The following is a 23,514-nucleotide window of genomic DNA, read 5'->3' on the forward strand; positions in this document are numbered from 1 at the left end:
AGAAATGTTCTTTGATTCAAACGCTTGAAACCTGCTTTTGCGTGTCATATCTTTGGTTCAACAAGCAGAGAAAGCTACGGCACCGGCTGGTCTGCTGTCTCGTAACAATGAGAGAGAAATCTACACTGAAGGGAGAAAAAATTTTGAGCTTCTTTAGTTCTACACCATGGATCATTATTACATTTTTATTCTTCACCATTATGGTTGCTGTCGTTGCAGCGCTGAAAACGAAGGATGAAAATCTGGAATCCGCTGAGGGATATTTCTTGGCGGGACGCGGACTGCCGGGAATTGTCATTGCGGGCTCGCTGCTGCTTACAAACCTATCTGCCGAACAGCTTGTCGGCACCAACGGACAGGGATGGGCTTCCAACATGAGTCCGATCGGCTGGGAGGTCGGTTCGTTGTTTACGCTGTTTGCACTGGCATACTGGTTCCTGCCGACCTACTTAAAGATGGGTACTACCACCATGCCGCAGCTGATGGAGCAGCGCTTTGGCAGAAACACCCGCACGATGTTTTCGCTGATTGTCGTTGTAATGTATTCCATCCTCAATCTGCCGGTCATCCTGTATTCCGGCGCGGTTGTGTTCGAAAATATTTTTAATGTCTCCGGAATGCTCGGTTCGAGCAAGTTTGCGGCTGTTGCAATTCTGTGTGTCATCATCGGTATCATCGGCGGTTGCTATGCAATCTTCGGCGGTTTGAAGGCGGTAGCGGTATCCGACACAATCAACGGTATCGGTTTGATTATCGGCGGTCTGATGATTCCGTTTCTGGCGCTGTCCCTGCTGGGACAGGAAACCTCCGGCGGCGGTATGCTGGCCGGCATCCAGTATATGATTGATACCGAACCGGCAAAGCTGAATGCATGGGCTGAGTGGGACGCAGGTGAGCCTGCACTTCCGTGGCCGCTGATCTTCACCGGTATGTTCTTCAATAACCTGTACTGGTGGTGCTGCAATCAGTCGTTTGTACAGCGTTCGCTGGCGGCAAAATCCCTCAAGGAGGGTCAGAAGGGCGCAATCTTCTGTGGATTCCTCAAGACTCTCGGATTCTTCTATCTGGTTCTTCCGGGCGTTATCGCACATTTCCTGCCGTCTATTCAGGATAAGATTGCTGCAGCCGGAGACAGTGCAATCGACTTTGCATATCCGGCTCTGGTGTCTGCGGTTGTTCCGAAGCCGGTGATGGGCTTCTTTGCAGCGGTTCTGTTCGGTGCAATCCTGTCGTCCTTCAATTCCGTGCTGAACTCGGCTTCCACAATGTTTACTCTGGATTTGTTCAAGCCGGTCATCTGCCCGGGACGTACGGATGCATTCTATGTCAAGGTGGCAAAGATTTACGGAACTATCGCGGGAATTATCGCAATCATCATCTCTCCGTTCGTCATGTATGCAAACGGTATCACTACATTCCTGAACTCGATGAGCCAGTTCGTATCTCTGCCGATTCTGTTCACCGTGCTCGGCGCAATTGTATTCCGCCGCGTGCCGCGCTATACGCCGTTCCTGATTACCATATTCCATGTCATCTGCTACGGAGCGTTCATGCTGATTCAGCCGACCTATGAAATTGTCGGAGGATCTTCGGAGCCGATTCATTATCTGTATGCAATGGCAGTCCTGTTTGTGATTGAGCTGCTCATCATGCTGTATCTGAATCACTTCAAGGGTGTAGAAGAATGGGAAGCACCGAATGCCGGCGTAGTGGATATGACCCCGTGGAAGTACCGTCATGTGGTCTGCATTATCGGAGCAATCATTGCAATCGGTATTTATATTCTGTTCTCGCCGATTGGCATTGCTGCTTAACTTGGATATAAATGATTGCCTGCCAATCATTTTAGTGTAAATATTTTACTGAAAAGGAGAAAATGTTATGAAAATCGGATTTAACGAGGCAAATGACCGTTTCTGTAAGGGTCATACCGTGATGATGGATCTCGAGCTGTGCGAGAAGTACGGCTTCGACTGCATCGACATTCAGTCTGAATGCCTGAACCGCGATCTGGAGGCCGGTGTCGTAACGCTGGAGGAGCTGGGTGAGTGGTTCCAGAGCCATCATCTGAAGATGCTGTCCTACAACGCCCTGTGCTTCTTCAACATGAAGCAGACCGAGGAAGAGAAGGCAGCAGTTATGGCAGAGCTGGATGAGATCATCCGCCGCTGCAACATTCTGGGCTGCAAGATGATCGTTGTCGTTCCGTCCAAGGATATGACCGAGCGCGGTCTGCAGCCGACCCGCAAGGAGATCCGAGAGGATGCGGTTGCTGTCCTGAAGGAGATGGTAAAGAAGGTTGAGCCGTATGGCATCAAGCTGTCTTTGGAGTTCTGTGGTGAGCCGGCAATGACGATCAACCGTTTCGAGGATGCTTACGCAATCGTTGAAGAGGTTAACTCTCCGCTGGTCGGTGTAACCCTCGATCAGTATCACTTTTACGCAATGGGCTCCGGCTGGGAGACCCTGGAGAAAGCAGACGGCAAGAAGATCTTTGTATGGCATCTGAATGGTACCGAGGATCTGCCGTGCGGCGCACCGTATAACAACGATGAGAAGCGCATGTGGCCGGATGCTGAGGGCGACTGCCTGCCGCATCAGCGCTATGCAGAGACTTTGCAGAAGATCGGCTTTGACGGTGACTGCTGCACGATTGAGATCTTCCGTCCGGAGTACTATGAGATGACTCAGGAGGAGAATGTCAAGAAGTCCGCTGAGATCACCAAGGCACACGTAGCAAAGTACTGCAAGTAATGTTTTCCGTCTCTGCATTCAGGAAGCAGCGTATAGGTACTATTCTCACCGGCTGTGCTATGGCCGTTACCCGCCGGGCACAGCCTCCCTTTTCAAAAATGTTATAGCAAAGGAGTGCTATTTATGGCAAATCTGAAAATTGGCGTTGTCGGCTGCGGACGCATCGGCAAGCTGCACATTAACAATCTGATCAACAGTGTTCCGGGCGTCGAGGTTGCAGCAGTTGCTGATCCGATGCTGGACAAGTCCGGCGCACGCGAGTGGCTGGCTGAGCGCGGCATTACAACGGTGTCTACCGACTTTATGGACGTCATCAACAATCCGGAGGTAGAGGTTGTATTCGTATGCTCCTCCACCGATACGCACTGCCAGGTTTCGATGGAAGCAGTCAAGGCCGGCAAGCACGTATTCTGTGAGAAGCCGATCGACTACGATATCGACAAGATCAAGGCACTGCTCGCACTGGTTGAGGAAAAGGGCGTCAAGTTCCAGGTAGGCTTTAACCGCCGCTTTGACCACAACCATAAGGCTGTCGCTGACGCTGTCAAGGACGGCACCGTGGGCGATCCGCATATCGTTATCGTTTCTTCCCGTGATCCGGAGCCGCCCCCGGCATCCTACGTTGCAGTTTCCGGCGGTATCTTCTACGATATGATGATCCATGACTTTGATATGGTTCGCTACGTTACCGGTTCTGAGGCAGTGGAGATTTCCGCTGTCGGCTCCTGCTTGGTCAATCCGAATCTGCAGGAAGAGTCCGGCATTCCGGATGTTGACACCGCAGTTGTCACCATGAAGATGGCAAACGGCGCAATTGCCGTTATCAACAACTCCCGTCAGGCGGTTTACGGCTACGATCAGCGTGTCGAGGTATTTGGCTCCAAGGGTATGGCTTCGGATGCAAACGATCTGCAGAACACCGCTACCGTTATGACCGTTGACGGTGCTGTTTCCCAGAAGCCGCTGTGGTTCTTCCTCGAGCGCTACAATCAGGCATTTATCAATCAGGTTCTGTCCTTTGTGGATGCAATCCAGAATGACAAGCCGACTGCTGTCGGTGCAGTAGACGGCCTGCGTCCGGTACTGATGGCTAAGGCTGCAACCGAGTCCTGCCAGAACGGCGGCGCTTGGGTTAAGGTTGAGGCATAAAACAACATATTAGTGCATTCCGCTGACTGAAAACACCCCGTTTATCCGAAGATAAACGGGGTCAGCCTGTCGAAAAAGTCGCCGAAAGGCGGCTTTTTCTGTTATAATAAAGATAAGAAAGACAGGTGATAAAATGATAGTAAAAGGGAAGGAAAACAGAGAGGCAGTAGAGATTGTAAGTATGGATATGTTAGTGCCCGAGGATCATCTACTGAGGAAAATAGATGCAGCAGTAGATTTCAAACAAATTTATGAATTTGTAGATGATTTGTACTGCAAGGACAACGGCAGGCCAAGTATCGATCCGGTAGTATTGTTTAAGATTGTAATGATACAGCACATATATGGGATACCATCGCTCCGGCGGACGCTGGAAGAAGTGAATATGAATGTTGCATACAGGTGGTTTATCGGTTATCCATTGAATGAACAGGTGCCGCATTTTTCAACAGTAAGCTATAATTTTAAGCATCGTTTTACAACAGCAACTGTAGAATATATATTTCGGTGGATATTGAACACAGCAGCAAAGGAAGGATTTCTGGATACGAGTGCAATTTTTATCGATGGGACACATATCAAAGCAAGTGCAAACATGAAGAAAAAAGCACGAAAAGCTGTTCCAGTTGAAGCAAAACGATATGCAAAGGAGCTGCGGGAAGAAATTAACAGAGATCGCGAAGAACACGACAAAAAGCCATTCGATGATGATGACGATTCAACACCGCCAAAGGAGAAAGAAATAACAGTTTCGACAACGGATCCGGATGCCGGCGTATTCCATAAAGGTGAACACAAGAAGTGTTTTGCCTACGAAGCGCATACAGCCTGTGACAAGCATAATTTTATTCTCGACGTAGAAGTAACAGCAGGAAATGTACATGACAGTGTAGCATTTGACCCGTTATATGACCAGCTTTGCGAACATTACCCAGAACATAAAACGATAGTAGCAGACAGCGCCTACAAAACTCCTTCGATTTGCAAACGTATTTTTGAGAGTGGAAGAGTATTATCTACAGCATATAAACGTCCAATGACAAAGAAAGGCGGTCATGAATGGTGGAAATATGTTTATGATGAGTATTATGATTGTGTAATCTGTCCGGAGTATAAAACACTTCATTATGCAACAACGAACAAAGATGGATATCGTGAATATAAGAGCAGGTCATACGTCTGCGAACATTGTCCGACCAGAGAGCTGTGTACATCGAGTGCAAAGTTTGAAAAGACTGTCACCAGACACGTATGGGCTGATTATGTAGAGTTGGCAGAAGACGCACGTCATATGACTGAATATCGTGACTTATATAAACTCCGACAACAAAAGATTGAACGTGTATTTGCAGATGCCAAAGAAAAGCATGGTATGCGCTATACACAATATCGAGGCTTGGCTCAAGTTACCAACTGGGTGAAGCTTAAATTTGCTGCCATGAATCTGAAAAAGCTGGCTATGTGGAAGTGGAAGATCCATTTCCCTATTCCAGTTTTCCGGCTTTTTCCCTATATGTGCCAAAATCTGGCTCTCGCTTAATGCGCAGCCGGGTTCTTCGACAGGCTCAGCAAGCCCACCTGTTAAATGCAGGTGGGCTTGCTTACATAGATACGATATGATGATTCGCGGATTTCAGTCATTCGGAATCCTTTTTGCTGCGCGGCTTTCTGGTCCGCGTATTTTTTTCTTTTTCAGCGACAATGTAATTCTGGCGGAATTTCTTGGGCGGCATGCCGACATGCTTGGTAAACTGCATGTTGAAATAGCTCTGTGTATCATAGCCGACCATTCCGGCGATTTCCGTAATGGAATAATCGGTTGTAATCAGCAGTGTCTGCGCCTCTCCGATTCGCCTGCGCAGCAGATACTGAATAGGGGAATAGCCACTCATTTCCTTAAAGACATGCGACATATAATAGGGGCTGGTGTGCAGCGCTTCTGCAATGGTTTGCAGGGTAATCGGCTGGGTGTAATTCTGGTCGATGAACTGCTTGACGCGGTGCCCGAGAATATTCGGCTCATCGATCTCAGAAGAAGCTGTGCCTTCCTCTGCCGTTCCGGTATTTTCACGAACCACCGTAAGCACCTTGCGCAAAAGGGCATGCATCAGGCTGTTGCAGAAGGCCGCAGCATCCGGTTCTTCCTCCGAAAGATTGCGGAACATCAGTTCCAGCAGTTGGCGGATATCCTCAAAATTGTGCCCCGTCTGGAACAGGTATCCCAGCTCATCCGGAATCAGTGCATTTTCACGCAGTCCGGGCATGCGCAGCCCGCCGACTGCAATGGTGATAAAACCGAGCAGGGAATCCGGCCCGGCCATTTCGTCGTGCACGACTCCTGAATTGTAAATCAACAGGTCACCGGCCTTGACGGTACATTTTTTATCGTGAATCAGATAATCGCTTGCACCGCTGTAAATCAGCACCAGTTCAACCAGATCATCGTGTGAATGCATGATGCGGGGATGGCGGCTGCTGATATCTGGGCGTACCTTACAGACATAGAGCAGCTGCGGATTGTTGTCATCCACAAAAATCGGATGAAATTCTCTTTTTACAAAACACTGTGCATTGAGCGGCTGATGCTGTGCCATGCAAAAACTCCCTTCCCACCAAATACCAACAATTTGTCTATACATTATACAACATTTGCCGAAAAACTCAACTTTTCTGAAAAAACAAAGCAATTATCAACAAATGATGTCTTTCGTAATCTGCCAGGAAATGCATATCATTTTCAAAAAAGTGCTCCAAAGCAAAGCTTCCCGCACGTTTTGGATGATATTTACAGACGGGATAATATTTGGTGCCAATTTCACTTTATATCTGGTTTACTTCGCAACTTTATGCTATACTAAACTGGTGCAATTCTATTTGCCCCCCGATTCATTCCCTTAGAGAAGGATGGCAGGAGCATCTGTCCGCACAATCAACGTGATTTTATCTTGCTGTTTCAGGGAACACATACCGGAACCCATTCCGGTTTCCGTTTCCGGGAGCCGCATCCATTGCAGGAGGTTTATTCTTATGCATCGAATTTTACAGCTGTTGGAGCAGGACGCCCGCATTACGCCCGCCCGCATTGCAAAAATGCTCGGCATTACAGAACAGGAAGTCAATGCCAGCATCCATAAATACGAAAAAGAAAACGTTATCCTCGGCTACAAGGCCATCATCGACTGGGATAAGGTTGAACGCGACAGTGTCACCGCACTGATCGAGGTCCGCGTCAGCCCCCAGAAGGGCATGGGCTTTGATGAGCTGGCACGCCGCATCCATTGCCACAAGCAGGTTGTCAGTGTTTACCTGATGAGCGGCAGCTTTGACTTTACCGTTATCATCAACGGACGCTCGCTTCAGGAGGTCTCGCGTTTTGTATCCGAGAACCTTGCGCCGATGGAGAACATCATTTCCACTTCCACGCACTTTGTCCTGAAAAAATACAAGGATGCCGGTATTGATTTTAATCCGGTTGACGAAAGAGAGGATTTCCACGATGATTGATTATTCCTCCCTGATTTCGGACAAGGCGCGCACCATCAAGCCATCCGGTATCCGGAAGTTTTTCGATATCGTCAATACAATGGACGATGCCATTTCTCTCGGTGTCGGAGAGCCGGATTTCCAGACGCCATGGCAGATCCGCCGTGCAGGCATTGCGTCTCTGCAGCAGGGCAAAACCTTCTACACCTCAAACTGGGGCCTTGCAGACCTGCGCAAAGAAATTGCCAAATATGCGTGGGAGAATTATCATCTGGAATATGATTACCACAAGGAAATCATTGTCACAGTCGGTGGCTCGGAGGCAATTGACAATGCACTCCGTTCGTTTGTCTCGGAAGGCGATGAGGTTCTGATTCCGGAGCCGTCCTTTGTCTGCTATACGCCGCTGACCATCATGGCAGGCGGCACGCCGGTTCCGCTCAAGACGCGCATGGAAGACGGCTTCAAGCTGACAGCAAAGACACTCAAGGAAGCGATTACGCCGCGCACCAAGGTTCTGATTATGCCGTTCCCGAACAATCCGACCGGTGCAATCATGACCCGTGAGGAGCTGGAGAAAATTGCAGCTGTCCTGCGCAGCACCAACATTATTGTTATTTCAGATGAAATTTACTGTGAGCTGACCTATGGCGGCAAGAAGCATGTCTGCTTCGCAGAGCTGCCTGGCATGCGTGAGCGCACCATCGTCATCAACGGCTTTTCCAAGTCGTATGCCATGACGGGCTGGCGTCTCGGCTGGGTTATGGCGCCGAAGGAAATGCTTGCGCCGCTGGTAAAAATCCATCAGTTCGGCATCATGTCCGCACCGACGGTCAGCCAGTTTGCCGGAATTGAAGCCATGCGCACCGGACAGGACGATATCGCGTATATGCGCGATCAGTACGATATGCGCCGCCGGTTTATGTACACACGGTTACAGGAAATCGGCATGCCGTGCTTCGAGCCGGAGGGAGCGTTCTACATTTTCCCATCCATTCAGAAATATATGGAGGATGACGAAGAGTTCTGTGACCGCCTGCTTCGGTCGAAGAAGGTCGCTGTTGTGCCGGGCAGCGCGTTCGGTGAGAGCGGCCGCGGACATATTCGCATTTCCTATTCCTACTCCATGATGCATCTGGAAACCGCTATGGAGCGCATTGAGGAATTTGTCAACGAGTTATAAAATAACGCAAAACAATGGTGGAAAAATGAAAACTGTGCTTTGAAATCCGTACGAAACTGTCCATTTTATTGGGGTAAGTTGTGCGGTATAATGCACCCGTATAGAATCCATTTAATATAAGGTGTAAGTATGAATTCAAACAAGTTTTCCGCGCGTTTTCTGTGCATGACTGCCGTTATGGCGGCATTGATCTGTGTTATGACCATGGTGGTACAGATTCCGATTCCGCTGGGTTATGCACATCTGGGCGATGCGTTTATCCTGCTGACCGTCCTGTTTGTCGGCAAACGCTCCGGCATCTGGGCAGGCGGCATTGGCTCTGCGCTCGCTGACCTGCTGACCGGCTTTACCGGCTGGGTTATCCCGACCTTTATCATCAAGTCGCTGATGGCACTGTTCGTCGGCAAAATTGCGTACAACAAAGATGGCACCTGCACGCTGTTTTCTGCACGCGCACTGATTGCCTGTGTTGTCGGCATGGTATGGATGGTTGTCGGCTACACCGTTGCCGGCGCAATCCTGTATGGCGGCATCGCGCAGGGTCTGGCATCCACGCCGGGTCTGGCTGTCAAGGGTGTACTCAATCTGGCAGTCTGCTATGGCGTCGGCGCACTGTTTGAAAAGGCAAAGGTCCGCCCGCTGCTCACATCGGAAAGAAAGGGTCAGGCATGATTGACCACAACAGACAAAAGAAAATTGCCGTCATCAACGACATGTCCGGCTTCGGACGCTGCTCCATTGCAGTGTCCATGCCGATTATTTCCGCGATGAAGGTGCAGTGTTGTCCGGTACCGACCTCGATTTTTTCCAACCACACTGGGTTCCCGGAATTTTTCTTCGAGGATTATACGGCGAAAATGCAGCCGTATATCGACAACTGGAAGAAGCTCGGGCTGGAGTTCGATGGAATTCAGACCGGATTTCTCGGCTCCGAACAGCAGATTGAAATTGTAAAGCGGTTCATTTCGGACTTCCGAACAGAACGTACGACGGTCATCATTGATCCTGTCATGGGCGACCATGGCAAGCCATATCCGACTTATACGGATGAGCTGTGCCAGGCGATGAAGCAGCTGGTCGGCTATGCTGATATTCTGACACCAAACCTGACCGAAGCGTGTATTCTGACCGATACTCCGTTCCACGAGGGACACTGGGAGACAAAGGAACTTGTGCGCCTTGCATATGCACTGGCAGAGCAGGGTCCGGAAAAGATTGTCATTACCGGCGTTCCGCAGAAGACATATGTCTCCAATCTGGTCTATGAAAAGGGCGGGGAAGCAAAGCTGCTGCGCACACTGCGCATCGGAGATGAGCGCTCCGGCACAGGCGATGTCTTCTCATCCATTGTAGCCACGGATGCCGTCAATCAGGTTCCGTTTGAAACATCTGTGCGCAAGGCATCTGCGTTCGTCAAAAAATGCATTCTGCGCTCGATTGAGCTGGGGATTCCGAAAACCGATGGCGTGTGCTTCGAGGAATTCCTCACCACACTGCATTAAGGAGATTCCCGATGAAAAAAGAAATGACGATTGTGTACGATGTACACAACGGTCTGTATATCAACCTGACCAACCGCTGCCCGTGTGCCTGCACGTTCTGCCTGCGGCAGACCATGGATCATGTGGGCAATTCCGGCGGACTCTGGCTCGAGCATGAACCGTCCTATGAGGAAATCACGGCGGCAATTGATGGCTGTGATCTGGACAAATACAGCGAAGCCGTGTTCTGTGGCTTCGGCGAGCCGACAGAACGCCTGGATATGCTGCTCCGCACGGCGCAGTACATCAAATCCAAGTGCCCGGAACTGGAAATCCGCATCAATACCAATGGCCTCGGCGATCTGGTCAACGGTGAGCCGATTGCCGATCGATTGTCCGGTCTGATTGATGTTGTTTCCATCAGTCTGAACACACCGAATGCAGAGGAATACCTCCGACTGACCCGCAGCAAATTCGGTGAACAGTCGTTTGACGCGATGATCCGTTTTGCGAAGGACTGCGTCAAGACAGTCCCTGAGGTTGTGATGACGACGGTTGACACAACGATTTCCCATGAGGAAGAAGCACAGTGTCGCGCAATCTGCGAAAGCATTGGCGCACGCTATCGCATTCGCCCGTGGGAAGATTGACAAAGACAGAGAAAAGCCCAATCCGTTTGGATTGGGCTTTCGTGTTGTCAGTCCTGCGCCTGCTGTGCGGCAAATTGCTCGAGATATTTTGAAAGATAAATTTTGTGCGCAATGGCAGACACATCGGCGCGCATGAGTTTGGTCTGCTGTGTCTGCGTACTGGCAGTGTCTGCTGGCGGCTCCGCGCCGTTGAAAACAGCATGCAGTGCATTCTCCAACTCCGTGCAGAAATAATCATATGCGGCTTCAAGCGGATAGCTGTCCAACTGGATCTGAATCAGCTTGCGGATGCCGTCAATCGACAGCACCTGCTTGGATGCAGCAATAAAGATCAGGTAGGCGATATGATCGCGGGTATATTTCTTTTTGACCGGGCGGCTGATGACACCCTGCTTGGCATAATTGTTAATCATTGACGCTGTCATACACTGCTGCGCATCCGCGTCAAACAGCGGGCTGAGAATCTGTTGGAGCACAGTAATCAACTGATCCAGATAGATCTGGATTTTCGGCAGTTCATGGAATCTGGGCAGTGTGTATTCCCGCATCTCCTGTGCCTTGTCTGATTGAATAAATGAATCCATTTTCCTTCCCCCTGTGATACGGTTTGTTTTCTTTATTATAGCATAACAGAGAAGAGGTTACAAGGAACTCAACAATCTGTCATCTTGTATTTAAAACCGCATGGCGGTTTGAAAGAGGCTGGCCGCTGCATCCTTGTTCCTCCACTAAAATTGTGCTATACTGAAAGTCCAGTCTGCTGTTTTGAAGGAGATCATCATGGAGCAAACAAGATTTGACATACAGTATGCTGCACTGCGCAGCGCGATTATTGAACGGGAATTTGAATCGCTCAATGACCGCCAGCGTGAGGCAGTTTTTCATACCGAAGGCCCTCTGCTTGTGCTCGCAGGCGCAGGCAGCGGCAAGACCACTGTCTTAATTCACCGCATCATCAATATCCTGCGGTTTGGGCGCGGTTATTCCTGTGAATTTGCACCGGAGGACGCAACCGAAGACGATTTGTTATTCCTGCGCGATTACCTGCGCCATCCCACGGAAGAAAATCGCATGCGCGCCGAGCTGCTATGTGCTGTCCAGCCCGCACGCCCGTGGCAGATTCTCGCCATTACATTTACCAACAAGGCGGCAAAGGAAATCCAGCAGCGCCTGGAGCGCGCAGTTGGCGAAGATTTTGCACGCGATATCTGGGCATCGACATTTCATTCCGCCTGTGTACGCATCCTGCGGCGCAACTGCGAAGCCATCGGCTACGACCGTTCGTTCACGATTTACGACGCGGATGACCAAAAACGTGTGTTGACCGCAATTATCAAGGGGAAAAAGTTAGACGACAAGATCTTTGATGTCCGAACGATTGCCAGCACCATTGGACGTGCAAAGGACAATCTCCAGACGCCGCGCATGTTTGAGCTGGAAGCAGGAGACAACTATTATCAGATGACTGTCGCAGAAATTTATAAGGAATATGCCCGGCAGCTCAAGGAATCCAATGCAATGGATTTCGACGATATTATTATGAAAACCGTCCAACTGTTGCAGGGAAATCCGGACATTCTGGAGCATTATCAGCGCCAGTTCCGCTATGTTCTCGCAGACGAATATCAGGATACCAACCACGCACAGTATGTGCTCATCAGCCTGCTCGCAGGCGGCTATGAAAATATCTGTGTGGTCGGTGACGACGACCAGAGTATTTATAAATTCCGGGGCGCGACAATCACCAATATTCTGGAATTTGAGCAGCAGTACAAAAACGCAAAGACCATCCGTCTGGAACAGAATTATCGTTCGACACAGAATATCTTGAATGCAGCCAATGAGCTGATCCGCAACAACGCGCGCCGAAAGGGGAAAGAGCTGTGGACAGACAATGGAGATGGCGCAAAAATCCGCTTTCATCGTTCCGAGACACAGGAGGGGGAAGCGGAATACATTGCAGAAACCATCCTCGACGGCTTCTCTGAGGGAAACCGCTGGGGGGATTACGCGATTTTGTATCGCAATCACGTGCTGTCCAATAACATTGAATCTGCATTCAAACGCAACAGCATCCCGTACCGCATTGTCAGCGGCCTGCGCTTCTTTGACCGCGCCGAAGTCAAGGATATGCTTGCGTATCTGTGGGTTATCCTGAACCCGGCAGATGACCTGCGCCTGAAACGCATTATCAATGTACCTGCGCGCAAAATCGGCAATAAAACCGTAGAAACAGCCGCAACTCTCGCGGAACAGCACAATACGACATTGTTTGATATTGTATCCCATGCAGGCGAATATCCGGAATTAGGCCGTGCGAGCGCCGCACTGACTAAATTTGCAAATCTGATTCTCGATCTGCAAAAAATGTTGGAATATATGCCGCTGGATGAGTTCTATGAACAGGTCATGGAGCACACCGGATACCTTGCAGCACTCGAAGCCAAGGGGGATTCCGAGTCACAAGGGCGTATTGAAAACACGATGGAACTCAAGTCAAATATTGCGGAATATGCGCAACGCGAAGAAAATCCAACGCTGGGTGGATTTATGGAAGAAGTTTCACTGTTCACGGATATTGACCGCATGGACGCGGAAGCCGATGCAGTTGTCATGATGACAATGCACTCTGCAAAGGGATTGGAATTCCCGAATGTGTTCCTTGTTGGCATGGAAGAGGGAATTTTCCCGGGCTTCCGTGCAGTGGAAAAGGAGGAAGATCTGGAAGAGGAACGCCGTTTGTGTTATGTTGCTGTGACACGCGCAAAAAAACAGCTGTATTTGACCTGTGCGGAGCGCCGTATGATGTATGGCAGAACCCAATATTCCAGACCGTCCCGGTTTTTAGAAGAAATCCCGAAGGATTTTGTCGATTCCAACATTATGGAAACCAAGCGAGAAATTCTTGAAAAGCAGGAGTTTCAGCCGAATCCGAAATTTTACTCCAAGCGGGCACATGATATTTCAGGTAACATTCATACGAATACAGCAACCAGAAAGAAGCCGTCCAGTGTGGCGGCAGTTGATCTGAAGCCCGGAGATCAGGTTGACCACAAAGCATTCGGCCATGGCATGATTACGTCGTGCAGGCCGATGGGCGGAGATATTTTGCTCGAGGTGTCATTTGACAAGGTCGGCACAAAACGCCTGATGGCAAAGTCCGCTATGAATTTTATGACCAAACAGGATTGATTTATATTCTCACGGCAAGAGCGCCTGCATCTGCAGGCGCTCTTCATATGTAATTTCCGGCATTCTTCCAGCCAACAGAACTCCCTGAACGCACGGTTTTGGCTCTCTCATTCGCTGTCCGGACAGCAATAATTATAAGACCAAACGCAATAATTGCAATGGAAAACAGCCGATACACCTGATATGATAAGGAAAAGAGAAGTTAAACTTTGATTTATATAAAATATGCAGAACTGTTATTTATTACAACTACACAGAAGACGGAATGCTTCGCTGTTGACAAATGTCAGGCAGAAAAATGGGAGAAAAGAGGGCAGTGGGCTTCCACAACCTCATTTATAGAAAAGGAGAATTATCATGAAGGAAGTAAAAGTTGGTATTGTCGGTCTGGGACGTCTCGGCTCTGTCCATGCCGAGAATTTAGCATTCAAAATTCCCGGATGCAAGTTAGTCGCCGCGTGTTCGCTTGATGAGAAGGAACTGGAATGGGCGAAGGATTACCTCAATGTTGATTTCGCCACGACCGACTACAAGAAAATGATTGATGAAGCCGACATCGAAGCTGTCGCTATCGTTTCGTCTTCGCCTGAGCACTGCTGGATGATCGAGTATGCTTTGGACGCCGGCAAGCATGTATTCTGTGACAAGCCGCTCGGCTGCTCGCTCGAGGAATGCAAACGTGCCGAAGCCGCCGTCGAGCGTCATCCGGACAAAGTGTTCTTCCTTGGCTTTATGCGCCGCTATGATCCGTCTTATGCCCATGCGAAGGCGCAGATTGATGCAAACAAGATTGGTAAGCCTTATCTGGTCAAAGCAACCGGTCTTGATCCGGAAGCACTGGTCGAGAGCTGCATTAAGTTCTCAAAGACTTCAGGCGGTATCTTTATCGACGCGGCTTCGCATGACATCGACCTTATGCGTTGGTTCCTGGGCGGCGAGATTACCGAGGTTTATGCGGCTGGTACGACGTTTAAGCATCCGGAATTCACCGAAAACGGCGACACAGAGACCGGCATGGCGATGCTCAAGCTGGATAACGGTACGGTTGCTTTCCTGCATGTTGGCCGCACCGCGCCGCATGGTTATCACACTGAGACCGAGATCGTCGGAACCGAAGGCCACATTCGTGTTGCAGGTGTACCTTGGAAAGATCGTACCATGGTATACGATCAGTACGGCGCACGGCAGGAGATCATTGAGAACTTCCCGCAGCGTTTTGCGGAAGCCTACCTGCTTGAGATGGTTGATTTCATCGATTGCATCCAAAAGGATCGCAAACCAGAGTTAACAGTATATGATGGTACGAAGGCGACTATTGTTACGTATGCGATCACGGATTCGTTCCACAGCGGCAAGGCCGTCAAGGTTGAATATTGATTCAAAAACATACAGACGAGCCGTGGTATCCGGTTTTGGATACCACGGCTTTTTTTCAGGAACCTGATTGTAACACTGACGGAAGAATTATGCAAAAAAGCTGTTATAAACCCTATAAAATACAATGAAAACAAATACAATATGGTTAAAAAGGAGACGTTTGAATCCACCTGACAAAAGGCATCGGAACGCGGGACAATTGTGGCAAACAAATCGATGACGGCAAAAGCGTGACAAAGCCGCACAAAATGCCTGATAGCAAAGTCAGCATAGTAAAAAGTTTTTGATGCAACTATAAAATTAATACTCGGAATCCAAATAAAAATTATAAATCCACAGCTCACGGCAATCCATTTAGAATTGACAGATGGCCGGACTGCGGATTTTTTTGATTTTATTTTAGGAATAACAGATTCGTAAACAAAACGGCAGACGGATTGTGACGAAAAAATAATGTGCAGACTGCAAACAAAAAACACGAAAAATTTCAAAATCCAATTCGTGGAAAATTTGGCTGATTTGGCCGGTTTTCCGGAAGACCCCTATCTCCAGTTGAACAAAATTTTTATTTTGTTCAACTCATAATATTGCTCCTCTGGGCGATCTCAAGCTTGAACTTGCCATGTCGATTCCATACGTTCTGAACTGTCTTGTTGCAAACTTATTGCAATCCGTTTCAAACCATCTTTCTGAGCAGTTCGGCACATACCTTTGGCTCAAACTGCTCAGAAAGCTTCTGCGTTTCCAATAGGTTCGAGTTGGAATTCAATAAAAAATCCAGACCCGCTGCTTGTCAGCAAGCCAGACGATTGATCCAGGACTCATGCGCATATTCGCTCTGCATATTTTCCGGCAGCAATTCCCCCGGTGAAATCGCAGCAACCATGCTGTCCAGCGAAATATTATATAGGCCGCTCAAAACACAGCAATCATAAATACTCGGCTCTCTCGTTCCATTTTCCCATTCGGAAATCATGGTAATGTTTCCATCGAAAAACTGAGCCAGACGCTCAATGGAATAGCCTGCTTCTTCCCGCAGGCTTTTTAATGTCTGTGCAATGCTGTTGTTTTTTTTCATATAAAACACCCTTTGATAGTATTATTTTGTCCTGCACAGTCCTTCGTGCAGTAAATTTTAGCTTGTTCTTATATAATTGCTAACGGAATTAGCAATTATGGAAAAAGAGTCGCCTACAGCCTGTAGCTGTAGGCAGCAATTCTTTCATGCTGTGCGAAAAACCTGTAGCAGCTTTTTTTGAAGCCGAACATATTCTTTGGCATCCTCTGGCCCGAGCAGTTCGAGCATCTTAACCAAATAGTCCAACATTTGCGCGCGATGTTCCTGCGCAGCCTGCATGCCGGCTTTTGTCAGGGTTACAATGATCTGACGGTTATCCTGTGCATCTGTTGTGCGGGTAATGAACTGTTGCTCCTCCAAATGATTGAGAATGGTAGCGATTCTTGCGGTACTCACCTTCATTCCTTTGCTGAGTTCCTTTGGATAGGCTTGATTGTTGTGAGATGACAGATAACCCAGAAGAAAAATTTCCCCTTTCATCATTTTTGACATCTGGCGCTCAACGGTCATCTGCGACATACTCGTTCGCGTCTGAAGCAGATCCTCTGCCAAAGCTGTATAATCCATATCATATTCTCCTAACGGAATTAGCTTTCTATGTTAGCAATTATAGTCGTCTTCCTCTCACTTGTCAATGTTACGTTTGTAAACAAATTTTGAATCTGTAAATCGTAACTATTGTCTCATTCCGTAGCCGATAAACCTTGCAATATTTTGATTGCGTGCTATAATAGTTCTAAATAGAACTTTTTTTGGAGGTGATGGTGTGCTTTTCTGGGAAAATCAAAAAGTCATACACACGTTTTATATCCAGTGTACAAAACCTGTCTGTGCTGCATATGGCCTGACACAGATGGAATTTGATATTCTCATGTTTCTCCACAATAACCCGCAGCATGACACTGCTTCAGACATCGTAAAATTGCGAATGCTGACAAAATCTCACGTTTCTTCTGCGCTGAAATCGTTGGAAAACAAGCGGTATATCACAAAATCCTATCAAAACGGCAATCGAAAGACTGTTCATCTGGCCATAACAGACGCGGCAGCAGACATCTTAAACGACGGTAAAACAGCACAAATGAAATTTGCACAACAATTGTTCCGAGGATTTTCCAACGAAGAATTTGAATTCTGTAAAGCGCTGTTTTCCCGTATGTACACCAATGCCCGTGATAACATCCACCCGGAGGTTTAAAAATGGAACTCTTTATTAAAATTTTTGTTTGTTTTCTGGCTGGTGCCGGTGCCGGTATTGGCACTGGCTTTGCCGGAATGAGTGCAGCTGCTGTTATCAGCCCGATGCTGATTACTTTTCTGGGTATTCCTGCGTATACGGCGGTTGGCATTGCACTGGCAAGCGATGTTCTTGCAAGCGCAGTCAGCGCTTATACCTACAAGAAAAATAAAAATCTCGACATAAAAAACGGACTCATCATGATGGTGTTTGTATTGCTCTTTACGTTGGTCGGCAGCTTTGTCGCAAGCCTTGTGCCGAATGCAACGATGAGCAATTTTTCCGTCTTTATGACCATGCTGCTCGGCATTAAATTTATTGTAAAGCCAGTTATGACCACCAAAGAGGCCATGGAATCAATTCCGCAAAGAACCAGGATGGTGAAATCTGTCATTGGCGGCATCGTCATCGGTTTTATCTGTGGTTTTGTCGGTGCCGGCGGCGGCATGATGATGCTGCTTGTATTGACCACAATGCTTGGATATGAATTAAAATGTGCAGTCGGAACCAGTGTATTTGTGATGACCTTCACAGCGCTTACGGGATGTGTCAGCCATTTTGCAATCGGCGGAATGCCCGATGCTCTGACACTGATTTTGTGTGTTGCCTTTACTTTTGTTTGGGCAAGAATTGCAGCAACCATAGCCAACCAAGCGCAGCCAAAGGTGTTGAACCGTGTAACCGGTGTTGTATTGCTTTTGCTCGGTGTAGTCATCCTCGGCGTCAATTTCTTCTGACTGTTTGAAAGCAACATTGCCGATTGACTTCCCCGTACCGTTTTCGCCTGTACTTTCTGAAAAAGTACCAGAGCGCTTCCCTACTGTATTGCATTGGAGCGACTGTACGATCTGGCTCATCAGACTGCATCCTGCATTCATATGATAGTCATGGGCGCACAGCAATTTATCAGCACATCCCTTCTTTTTTCACTATTCTTGTAGCATTTTCGCTCACTTGAATAGGTAATGAGGACATTTTTTCGAAGAAAATAGTCGATTCTTTGTTTCTTTTGCCCAAATAAAACAGAGCATGAATTCCAAAGTGAACAGCAGGTATCATCATTTTTTTCCGAATACCGCTCGTTTATAATGAGATTCAGAAAGTAACAGGATATCACAAAACATTCTGGAACGAGACAAGGAGGATCCCTATGACTTCGAGAGAAAGAGTAATTGCTGCGATCAACCACCAGCAGCCGGACCGTGTTCCGATTGACTTCGGCGCAACCGGTCAGACCGGTATCAATGTATGTGCAGAATGCTCAAGGAGAAATATGGCGATAAGCTCGTATTCTGGGGCGGCGGTGTAGATACGCAGCAGATGCTGCCGTACGGTACGCCGGAAGAAGTTGCTGCGCAGGTAAAGGAGCGCATTGATATCCTGTCCAAGGGCGGCGGCTATGTCTTCAACACCATCCACAACATTGTCGGTGATACGCCGGCTGAAAACATCTGGGCAGCTTTCAAGGCAGCGCATGAATATAACGCCGAGCATTTCGGTTGAGTTCTTCTGCCTCTGGCTCCCTATATCAGAAATATGATGAATTGCCCCCCGGTAACTCCGGGGGGGGTTGCTATATTTCCACAGCGATGCATACCGCAATATCTTTCCGCAAAAACTGTTCCAGAGGTGATTGTGATGAAACTGGAACTTCCCCTGGGTTTCGGGATGGCACTGGCGCAGAATGAAGCTGCTATGAAAAAATTTGAATCACTGACGGAATCAGAGAAGCTGGCGGTTCTTCAGAAAACACACAGCGTCCGTTCCAAACAGGAAATGCAACAGCTGGTGTCCAGTTTGGATGCACAGAGTGCGGTCGAATAAGATGCCCTCCCCGCGGCATACTATTTCCGGGGGTGATGATATGGCAAAGCAAACCGACAGGCCGGATCGGACAGATGATCTGCGCCTGAATCCAGAGCAGCGCCTGTGTGCCAAATTTGATGCAGTCAGTATTGCGAACTTCCCTGTCGCTTTGAGAGAAGAGATGGGTGTGCGTGTGCTGGATAACTGTGCAGAGGAGCATATCATGTAGCTCCCGCCGCCTTCTGGCGGCTACATAACTCCTCTGTAACATTGCGGCTTGCTGCGACATAATCTGATGTATAGGGGGTCGATGGTATGACGACCATGATCGCAACTGTGCGGGAGGTTCGTCCGAACAATTTACTGGTTCGTGACCGCCGCACATCGCAGGAAGTCCTTGTTCACACATCTTTTGCACGCAGGTTCCGCCCCGGTGATGTAGTGCACGTTCTGTTCAGCGGTGCAATGACTATGAGCATTCCGCCGCAGATCACTGCAATGCACATTTTCAAAGTTGGCACCTGCCGATGCTGACCACAGATAAATAGCAGCCCGGCAGCCGGATTGGTCGCCGGGCTTTGCTTATGGGCTTTTGCCATCGCTGTTTGCCAAATTGATTTGCCAAATCAGCTCTGATATGATAAAATTATTCTGTTATGTTGAGGCTCTTCCATCAGAGAAGAGCCTTATCATATCTGTAAACTGATTTTTGCTTTGGGATTGCCTGAGACATATCTGAAACATACAGATAATGTCTGGCAAAACATGAGATTTATTTGTGCAGGGAGGAATTTCTATGCAGGACAATCGAATGCATCTGACACCGCGCCTGCGCATGATTATGGAGCAGGTGCCGCAGGGTGCGCGGCTTGCCGATATTGGCACGGATCATGCACTTATCCCGGCAGCACTGCTGCGCAGAAAGCGCATTGTATCTGCCATTGCGTCAGATATCCGAACAGGTCCGTTGGAAAGCGCCGCCCGCACAGCTGAACAATTTGGCTTTGAAAACGAAATTTCACTGCGGCTCGGTGCAGGATTATGTACAGTCACACCAAAGGAAGCCGATACCATTGTCATCGCCGGCATGGGCGGCGAAACCATTGCGCAGATTCTTGAAGAGGATCCGTGGGCGCTGGACGGTGAGCATTTGTTGCTCTTGCAGGCCATGACCGCACAGGCGCAGCTGCGACAGTATCTGGCGGCGCACGGAGGTATCATACAAAAGGAATCGCTGTGCCGGGAAGGAAAACGCATGTATACTGTAATGACCGTGCGCGGCGGCGGAGAATGCATGGAAAAAACACTGTCCGATTGTTGTATTTCGGATGCACTGTTGTGCGATCCCCTTGCGGCAGATTATCTGGCGCGTCTGCTCAGCCGGGAGGAAAAAATCTGTGCCTCGCTCGAAGCGGCACAACATCAAAAACCGGATGAGCTGGCACTACACCGCGGCAATGTCCGTGTATTGTCCGGCGAATTGGAGCAACTGGAAAAGGAGTGACAGATATGATTCAGGTAAAACAGGTATTGCAGTGTCTGGAACAGGCGGCACCGTATGAACTGGCGGAGAGCTGGGACAACGTCGGCCTGCTGGTCGGTGACCCGGAGGCACAGGTGGAAGGTGTGTTGTGTGCACTGGATATCACGGAAGCGGTTGTTGAAGAAGCTGCGGAGCGCGGCTGCAATCTGATTGTGGCACATCATCCGGTGATTTTCACTTCCGTCAGTCGTGTTACATCGGATACCGTGACCGGAAAAATTCTGATCTCGATGATTCGGAAAGGTATTTCCGGCATCTGCATGCATACCAATATGGACTGTGCGTCAGCAGGTGTCAATGATCTGCTCGCCGCGTCGCTCGGCCTGACCGATGTAGAAAATATGGAGGCGGGCGAAGGCGGAAATCTCGGCAGGGTCGGAAATTTGCCGCGCGACATGACGTTGGAGGAATTTGCAAAGCATGTGAAGCTTTCACTCGGTGCGGGCGGCGTGCGTGTTGCAGATGGCGGCAAACCGGTACGCCGTGTGGCAGTCGGCGGCGGCGCCTGCGGCAAGCTGATGGACTTCGCCGTGCGAAAAGGTGCAGATACCTTTGTCATTGGCGATTGCAGCTATGATATCATGATGAAAGCGCATGATATCGGGCTGAACTTGCTGGATGCAGGACATTTTCCGACGGAAAATCCGGTTGCCCGTGGCTTCCGTGATCTGATCGCGGAACAGTTTCCCAACCTTACGGTTGAGGTCTCTGATGTCCACTGCGACTGTATTTCATTTTATTAAATAAAAAAATAAGGAGTACTTCCCTATGCCATTAGATGCTGTGTGTCTGCTGGCCACTGTACGCGAAATCAGCACGCGCATGGCCGGTGGTCGAATTGATAAAATCTATCAGCCGGAGCGCGATGAGCTTGTGCTGTCTGTCCGACTGATGCGGGGCGGTGTCAAACTGCTGCTGTCTGTAGGTGCCGGAGCACCCCGGATGCATTTCATTGAAACCGGACGCGAAAACCCCGCTGCTCCCCCGATGTTCTGCATGCTGCTGCGCAAGCACCTGCAAGGCGCAAAAATTGTTTCTGTTACCTCTCCTGATATGGAACGCATGGCAATCATTGAGTGCGATACCGTAGACGAAATGGGTATACCGAGCAAAAAATATCTCGCCGTCGAGATGATGGGCAAATATTCCAACATTATCCTCTACGGTGAAGACGGACGCATTCTGGATGCCATTAAGCGTGTCGATGGCGATACTTCCGGCAAACGGCAGGTTCTGCCCGGATTATTTTACCGCATGCCGCCCCCGCAGGACAAAGTGAACCTGCTCGAGGTGTCTCAGGCAGGCATTGCCGCAGCAATCAAAAACGCGGATGATGATACGGCGGCAGACCGCTGGCTGCTCAGCCATTTCAAAGGACTGTCTCCCCTGCTCTGTCGTGAGTTGGCCTGCCGTGCCTGCGGCGAAACAGCCAAACCAATGTGTGACCTCACGGACGGCGAACGCAGCAGTCTTGCCGATGTGCTCGCAGATTTTGTCCAGATGATCGAGGACAACCGCATGAAACCATATCTGCTCACCCATGCGGAAGACGACAGTGTCTTTGATTTCACTGTCATGCCAGTCACGCAATACGGCGATCTGATGCACAATCAACAGACGGATAGCTTTTCCCAGCTCCTCGCAGAATTCTACGAGAAAAAGAGCAGTATGGAACATATCCGTCGCCGTGCGCAGAATATGACCCACACGATACAAAATGCACGTGATCGCATGCGCCGCAAGCTGGCGGCGCAGCGGCAGGAGCTGAGCCGTTCGCAGAACCGCGACAAATACAAGCGCCGTGGCGATCTGATTACGGCGAATTTGTATCAGATTGAACCGGGTGCGCGCAAGGTACGCGTCATTGATTATTATGATCCGGCGTGCCCAGAGGTGGAACTGGATCTGGATATCCGCCTCTCTCCCCAGCAGAACGCACAAAAGCAGTTCAAGCTGTATACCAAGGCGAAAAATGCCGAAGAAAAACTGACGGAGCAGATTGCGCAGGGCGAACAGGAGCTGGCTTATCTGGACAGCGTTCTGGAGTCCATTTCAGAAGCGGAAAATCTCACCGATTTGGCACAGATCAATGAGGAGCTCGTGAACACCGGCTATCTTTCCGCCAAGCAGGACAAGAAAAAACGCCGTCGTGCCAAGCCGGTACAGGGCAAGCCGTTTCATTACAGGACGAGTGATGGTTTCGATGTATTTGCCGGAAAGAATAACACACAAAACGATCTTCTGACATTAAAAACGGCATTTAAGAGCGACATGTGGTTCCATACACAGAAAATCCATGGTTCCCATGTCATCCTTGTCTGTGACGGGCGTGATCCCACCAATGAAGCGATGACAGAAGCAGCTGAAATTGCCGCCTGGCATTCGCAGGCGCGCGGTTCGGCACAGATCCCTGTAGATTATTCCCAGGTGCGCAACATCAAAAAGCCAAATGGTGCCAAGCCCGGCATGGTCATTTATCATGTCTATCAGACCGCTTTTGTCACACCAGATGAAAAGAAAATCGAAAAAATGCGTATCGAATGAGAAAATATCTTGTCGTTTGTGCTATTCTATGGCATAA

The 23,514-nt window shown here is 49.0% G+C and carries 24 protein-coding genes; 20 read left to right on the top strand and 4 right to left on the bottom strand.

Going from position 1 to position 23,514, the window contains the following annotated elements:
* The first annotated feature begins 143 nt into the window (after positions 1-143).
* The 4 genes from ACLM7Z_RS10765 (at position 144) to ACLM7Z_RS10780 (ending at position 5,443) form a co-directional block, all read left to right on the top strand.
* Positions 144-1,814, top strand: a complete 1,671-nt coding sequence (locus tag ACLM7Z_RS10765) for a solute:sodium symporter family transporter (protein ID WP_165761154.1) — start codon at positions 144-146, stop codon at positions 1,812-1,814.
* Positions 1,815-1,881: 67 nt separating this feature from the next.
* On the top strand, positions 1,882-2,754 hold the full coding sequence (locus tag ACLM7Z_RS10770; protein ID WP_087021435.1) for a sugar phosphate isomerase/epimerase family protein: 873 nt from the start codon (positions 1,882-1,884) through the stop codon (positions 2,752-2,754).
* Between the two features lie 123 nt (positions 2,755-2,877).
* Entirely contained in the window at positions 2,878-3,903 is a 1,026-nt protein-coding gene (iolG, locus tag ACLM7Z_RS10775; protein WP_435645008.1) for an inositol 2-dehydrogenase, read from the top strand.
* Positions 3,904-4,036: 133 nt separating this feature from the next.
* The gene (locus tag ACLM7Z_RS10780; protein ID WP_435645009.1) at positions 4,037-5,443 is read left to right on the top strand and encodes an IS1182 family transposase; all 1,407 of its coding nucleotides are present in this window, start codon (positions 4,037-4,039) and stop codon (positions 5,441-5,443) included.
* Between the two features lie 97 nt (positions 5,444-5,540).
* Here the strand turns inward: ACLM7Z_RS10780 and ACLM7Z_RS10785 are convergent, their stop codons facing one another.
* Complete coding sequence (locus ACLM7Z_RS10785) at positions 5,541-6,497, bottom strand: AraC family transcriptional regulator (protein WP_435645010.1); 957 nt, start codon at positions 6,495-6,497, stop codon at positions 5,541-5,543.
* A 433-nt stretch (positions 6,498-6,930) separates the two neighbouring features.
* Here ACLM7Z_RS10785 and ACLM7Z_RS10790 point away from each other — a divergent pair, with 433 nt between their 5' ends.
* From ACLM7Z_RS10790 to ACLM7Z_RS10810, 5 genes are all read left to right on the top strand, one after another.
* On the top strand, positions 6,931-7,407 hold the full coding sequence (locus ACLM7Z_RS10790; RefSeq protein ID WP_087021424.1) for an Lrp/AsnC family transcriptional regulator: 477 nt from the start codon (positions 6,931-6,933) through the stop codon (positions 7,405-7,407).
* Positions 7,400-8,569, top strand: a complete 1,170-nt coding sequence (locus ACLM7Z_RS10795; RefSeq protein ID WP_087021421.1) for a pyridoxal phosphate-dependent aminotransferase — start codon at positions 7,400-7,402, stop codon at positions 8,567-8,569. The genes ACLM7Z_RS10790 and ACLM7Z_RS10795 overlap by 8 nt, the downstream gene beginning before the upstream one ends.
* A gap of 129 nt (positions 8,570-8,698) precedes the next feature.
* Entirely contained in the window at positions 8,699-9,241 is a 543-nt protein-coding gene (locus ACLM7Z_RS10800) for an ECF transporter S component (protein ID WP_087021417.1), read from the top strand.
* On the top strand, positions 9,238-10,071 hold the full coding sequence (locus ACLM7Z_RS10805) for a pyridoxamine kinase (RefSeq protein ID WP_087021414.1): 834 nt from the start codon (positions 9,238-9,240) through the stop codon (positions 10,069-10,071). The genes ACLM7Z_RS10800 and ACLM7Z_RS10805 overlap by 4 nt, the downstream gene beginning before the upstream one ends.
* Before the next feature lie 11 nt (positions 10,072-10,082).
* The gene (locus ACLM7Z_RS10810; protein ID WP_242969860.1) at positions 10,083-10,700 is read left to right on the top strand and encodes a TIGR04100 family radical SAM protein; all 618 of its coding nucleotides are present in this window, start codon (positions 10,083-10,085) and stop codon (positions 10,698-10,700) included.
* A 47-nt stretch (positions 10,701-10,747) separates the two neighbouring features.
* Here ACLM7Z_RS10810 and ACLM7Z_RS10815 read toward each other — a convergent pair whose 3' ends face one another.
* On the bottom strand, positions 10,748-11,284 hold the full coding sequence (locus ACLM7Z_RS10815; protein ID WP_435645011.1) for a DUF1836 domain-containing protein: 537 nt from the start codon (positions 11,282-11,284) through the stop codon (positions 10,748-10,750).
* 196 nt (positions 11,285-11,480) lie between these two features.
* Between ACLM7Z_RS10815 and ACLM7Z_RS10820 the strand changes: the two genes are divergently transcribed.
* Both ACLM7Z_RS10820 and ACLM7Z_RS10825 read left to right on the top strand, forming a co-directional pair.
* Entirely contained in the window at positions 11,481-13,892 is a 2,412-nt protein-coding gene (locus ACLM7Z_RS10820; RefSeq protein ID WP_273350330.1) for a UvrD-helicase domain-containing protein, read from the top strand.
* A 357-nt stretch (positions 13,893-14,249) separates the two neighbouring features.
* Positions 14,250-15,269, top strand: a complete 1,020-nt coding sequence (locus ACLM7Z_RS10825) for a Gfo/Idh/MocA family protein (RefSeq protein ID WP_273350329.1) — start codon at positions 14,250-14,252, stop codon at positions 15,267-15,269.
* 793 nt (positions 15,270-16,062) lie between these two features.
* On the opposite strand, the gene ACLM7Z_RS10830 is transcribed toward ACLM7Z_RS10825, so the two are convergent.
* Both ACLM7Z_RS10830 and ACLM7Z_RS10835 read right to left on the bottom strand, forming a co-directional pair.
* Entirely contained in the window at positions 16,063-16,347 is a 285-nt protein-coding gene (locus ACLM7Z_RS10830; RefSeq protein ID WP_087021402.1) for a helix-turn-helix domain-containing protein, read from the bottom strand.
* A gap of 144 nt (positions 16,348-16,491) precedes the next feature.
* Complete coding sequence (locus tag ACLM7Z_RS10835; protein ID WP_273350328.1) at positions 16,492-16,914, bottom strand: transcriptional regulator; 423 nt, start codon at positions 16,912-16,914, stop codon at positions 16,492-16,494.
* A gap of 199 nt (positions 16,915-17,113) precedes the next feature.
* Here ACLM7Z_RS10835 and ACLM7Z_RS10840 point away from each other — a divergent pair, with 199 nt between their 5' ends.
* The 9 genes from ACLM7Z_RS10840 to ACLM7Z_RS10880 all read left to right on the top strand — a co-directional run bounded on the left by ACLM7Z_RS10840 (position 17,114) and on the right by ACLM7Z_RS10880 (position 23,477).
* On the top strand, positions 17,114-17,545 hold the full coding sequence (locus ACLM7Z_RS10840; RefSeq protein WP_435645012.1) for a MarR family winged helix-turn-helix transcriptional regulator: 432 nt from the start codon (positions 17,114-17,116) through the stop codon (positions 17,543-17,545).
* Positions 17,546-17,547: 2 nt separating this feature from the next.
* Entirely contained in the window at positions 17,548-18,321 is a 774-nt protein-coding gene (locus tag ACLM7Z_RS10845; RefSeq protein WP_087021395.1) for a sulfite exporter TauE/SafE family protein, read from the top strand.
* Between the two features lie 511 nt (positions 18,322-18,832).
* Positions 18,833-19,087 (top strand): uroporphyrinogen decarboxylase family protein, encoded by a 255-nt coding sequence (locus ACLM7Z_RS10850; protein ID WP_435645013.1) that lies wholly within the window; start codon positions 18,833-18,835, stop codon positions 19,085-19,087.
* Positions 19,088-19,222: 135 nt separating this feature from the next.
* Complete coding sequence (locus ACLM7Z_RS10855; protein ID WP_087021392.1) at positions 19,223-19,408, top strand: hypothetical protein; 186 nt, start codon at positions 19,223-19,225, stop codon at positions 19,406-19,408.
* A 40-nt stretch (positions 19,409-19,448) separates the two neighbouring features.
* On the top strand, positions 19,449-19,619 hold the full coding sequence (locus ACLM7Z_RS10860; protein WP_165761151.1) for a hypothetical protein: 171 nt from the start codon (positions 19,449-19,451) through the stop codon (positions 19,617-19,619).
* Between the two features lie 86 nt (positions 19,620-19,705).
* On the top strand, positions 19,706-19,924 hold the full coding sequence (locus ACLM7Z_RS10865; protein WP_087021389.1) for a hypothetical protein: 219 nt from the start codon (positions 19,706-19,708) through the stop codon (positions 19,922-19,924).
* Between the two features lie 262 nt (positions 19,925-20,186).
* Complete coding sequence (locus tag ACLM7Z_RS10870) at positions 20,187-20,894, top strand: tRNA (adenine(22)-N(1))-methyltransferase (RefSeq protein WP_087021386.1); 708 nt, start codon at positions 20,187-20,189, stop codon at positions 20,892-20,894.
* A gap of 5 nt (positions 20,895-20,899) precedes the next feature.
* The gene (locus ACLM7Z_RS10875) at positions 20,900-21,676 is read left to right on the top strand and encodes a Nif3-like dinuclear metal center hexameric protein (protein ID WP_087021384.1); all 777 of its coding nucleotides are present in this window, start codon (positions 20,900-20,902) and stop codon (positions 21,674-21,676) included.
* 25 nt (positions 21,677-21,701) lie between these two features.
* Positions 21,702-23,477, top strand: a complete 1,776-nt coding sequence (locus tag ACLM7Z_RS10880; protein ID WP_435645014.1) for an Rqc2 family fibronectin-binding protein — start codon at positions 21,702-21,704, stop codon at positions 23,475-23,477.
* The last annotated feature ends 37 nt before the right edge of the window (positions 23,478-23,514 follow it).

Origin of the sequence: Butyricicoccus porcorum (assembly GCF_051246315.1) — a bacterium.
Lineage (GTDB): Bacteria > Bacillota > Clostridia > Oscillospirales > Butyricicoccaceae > Butyricicoccus_A > Butyricicoccus_A porcorum.

Coding starts and splice junctions, on each gene's coding strand:
- iolG (WP_435645008.1), top strand. CDS start 2,878: ATGGCAAATCTGAAAATTGGCGTTGTCGGCTGCGGACGCATCGGCAAG.
- ACLM7Z_RS10780 (WP_435645009.1), top strand. CDS start 4,037: ATGATAGTAAAAGGGAAGGAAAACAGAGAGGCAGTAGAGATTGTAAGT.
- ACLM7Z_RS10830 (WP_087021402.1), bottom strand. CDS start 16,347: ATGAAAAAAAACAACAGCATTGCACAGACATTAAAAAGCCTGCGGGAA.
- ACLM7Z_RS10795 (WP_087021421.1), top strand. CDS start 7,400: ATGATTGATTATTCCTCCCTGATTTCGGACAAGGCGCGCACCATCAAG.
- ACLM7Z_RS10790 (WP_087021424.1), top strand. CDS start 6,931: ATGCATCGAATTTTACAGCTGTTGGAGCAGGACGCCCGCATTACGCCC.
- ACLM7Z_RS10860 (WP_165761151.1), top strand. CDS start 19,449: ATGGCAAAGCAAACCGACAGGCCGGATCGGACAGATGATCTGCGCCTG.
- ACLM7Z_RS10770 (WP_087021435.1), top strand. CDS start 1,882: ATGAAAATCGGATTTAACGAGGCAAATGACCGTTTCTGTAAGGGTCAT.
- ACLM7Z_RS10825 (WP_273350329.1), top strand. CDS start 14,250: ATGAAGGAAGTAAAAGTTGGTATTGTCGGTCTGGGACGTCTCGGCTCT.
- ACLM7Z_RS10785 (WP_435645010.1), bottom strand. CDS start 6,497: ATGGCACAGCATCAGCCGCTCAATGCACAGTGTTTTGTAAAAAGAGAA.
- ACLM7Z_RS10845 (WP_087021395.1), top strand. CDS start 17,548: ATGGAACTCTTTATTAAAATTTTTGTTTGTTTTCTGGCTGGTGCCGGT.
- ACLM7Z_RS10870 (WP_087021386.1), top strand. CDS start 20,187: ATGCAGGACAATCGAATGCATCTGACACCGCGCCTGCGCATGATTATG.
- ACLM7Z_RS10875 (WP_087021384.1), top strand. CDS start 20,900: ATGATTCAGGTAAAACAGGTATTGCAGTGTCTGGAACAGGCGGCACCG.
- ACLM7Z_RS10800 (WP_087021417.1), top strand. CDS start 8,699: ATGAATTCAAACAAGTTTTCCGCGCGTTTTCTGTGCATGACTGCCGTT.
- ACLM7Z_RS10855 (WP_087021392.1), top strand. CDS start 19,223: ATGAAACTGGAACTTCCCCTGGGTTTCGGGATGGCACTGGCGCAGAAT.
- ACLM7Z_RS10820 (WP_273350330.1), top strand. CDS start 11,481: ATGGAGCAAACAAGATTTGACATACAGTATGCTGCACTGCGCAGCGCG.
- ACLM7Z_RS10850 (WP_435645013.1), top strand. CDS start 18,833: ATGTGCAGAATGCTCAAGGAGAAATATGGCGATAAGCTCGTATTCTGG.
- ACLM7Z_RS10805 (WP_087021414.1), top strand. CDS start 9,238: ATGATTGACCACAACAGACAAAAGAAAATTGCCGTCATCAACGACATG.
- ACLM7Z_RS10880 (WP_435645014.1), top strand. CDS start 21,702: ATGCCATTAGATGCTGTGTGTCTGCTGGCCACTGTACGCGAAATCAGC.
- ACLM7Z_RS10810 (WP_242969860.1), top strand. CDS start 10,083: ATGAAAAAAGAAATGACGATTGTGTACGATGTACACAACGGTCTGTAT.
- ACLM7Z_RS10835 (WP_273350328.1), bottom strand. CDS start 16,914: ATGGATTATACAGCTTTGGCAGAGGATCTGCTTCAGACGCGAACGAGT.
- ACLM7Z_RS10865 (WP_087021389.1), top strand. CDS start 19,706: ATGACGACCATGATCGCAACTGTGCGGGAGGTTCGTCCGAACAATTTA.
- ACLM7Z_RS10815 (WP_435645011.1), bottom strand. CDS start 11,284: ATGGATTCATTTATTCAATCAGACAAGGCACAGGAGATGCGGGAATAC.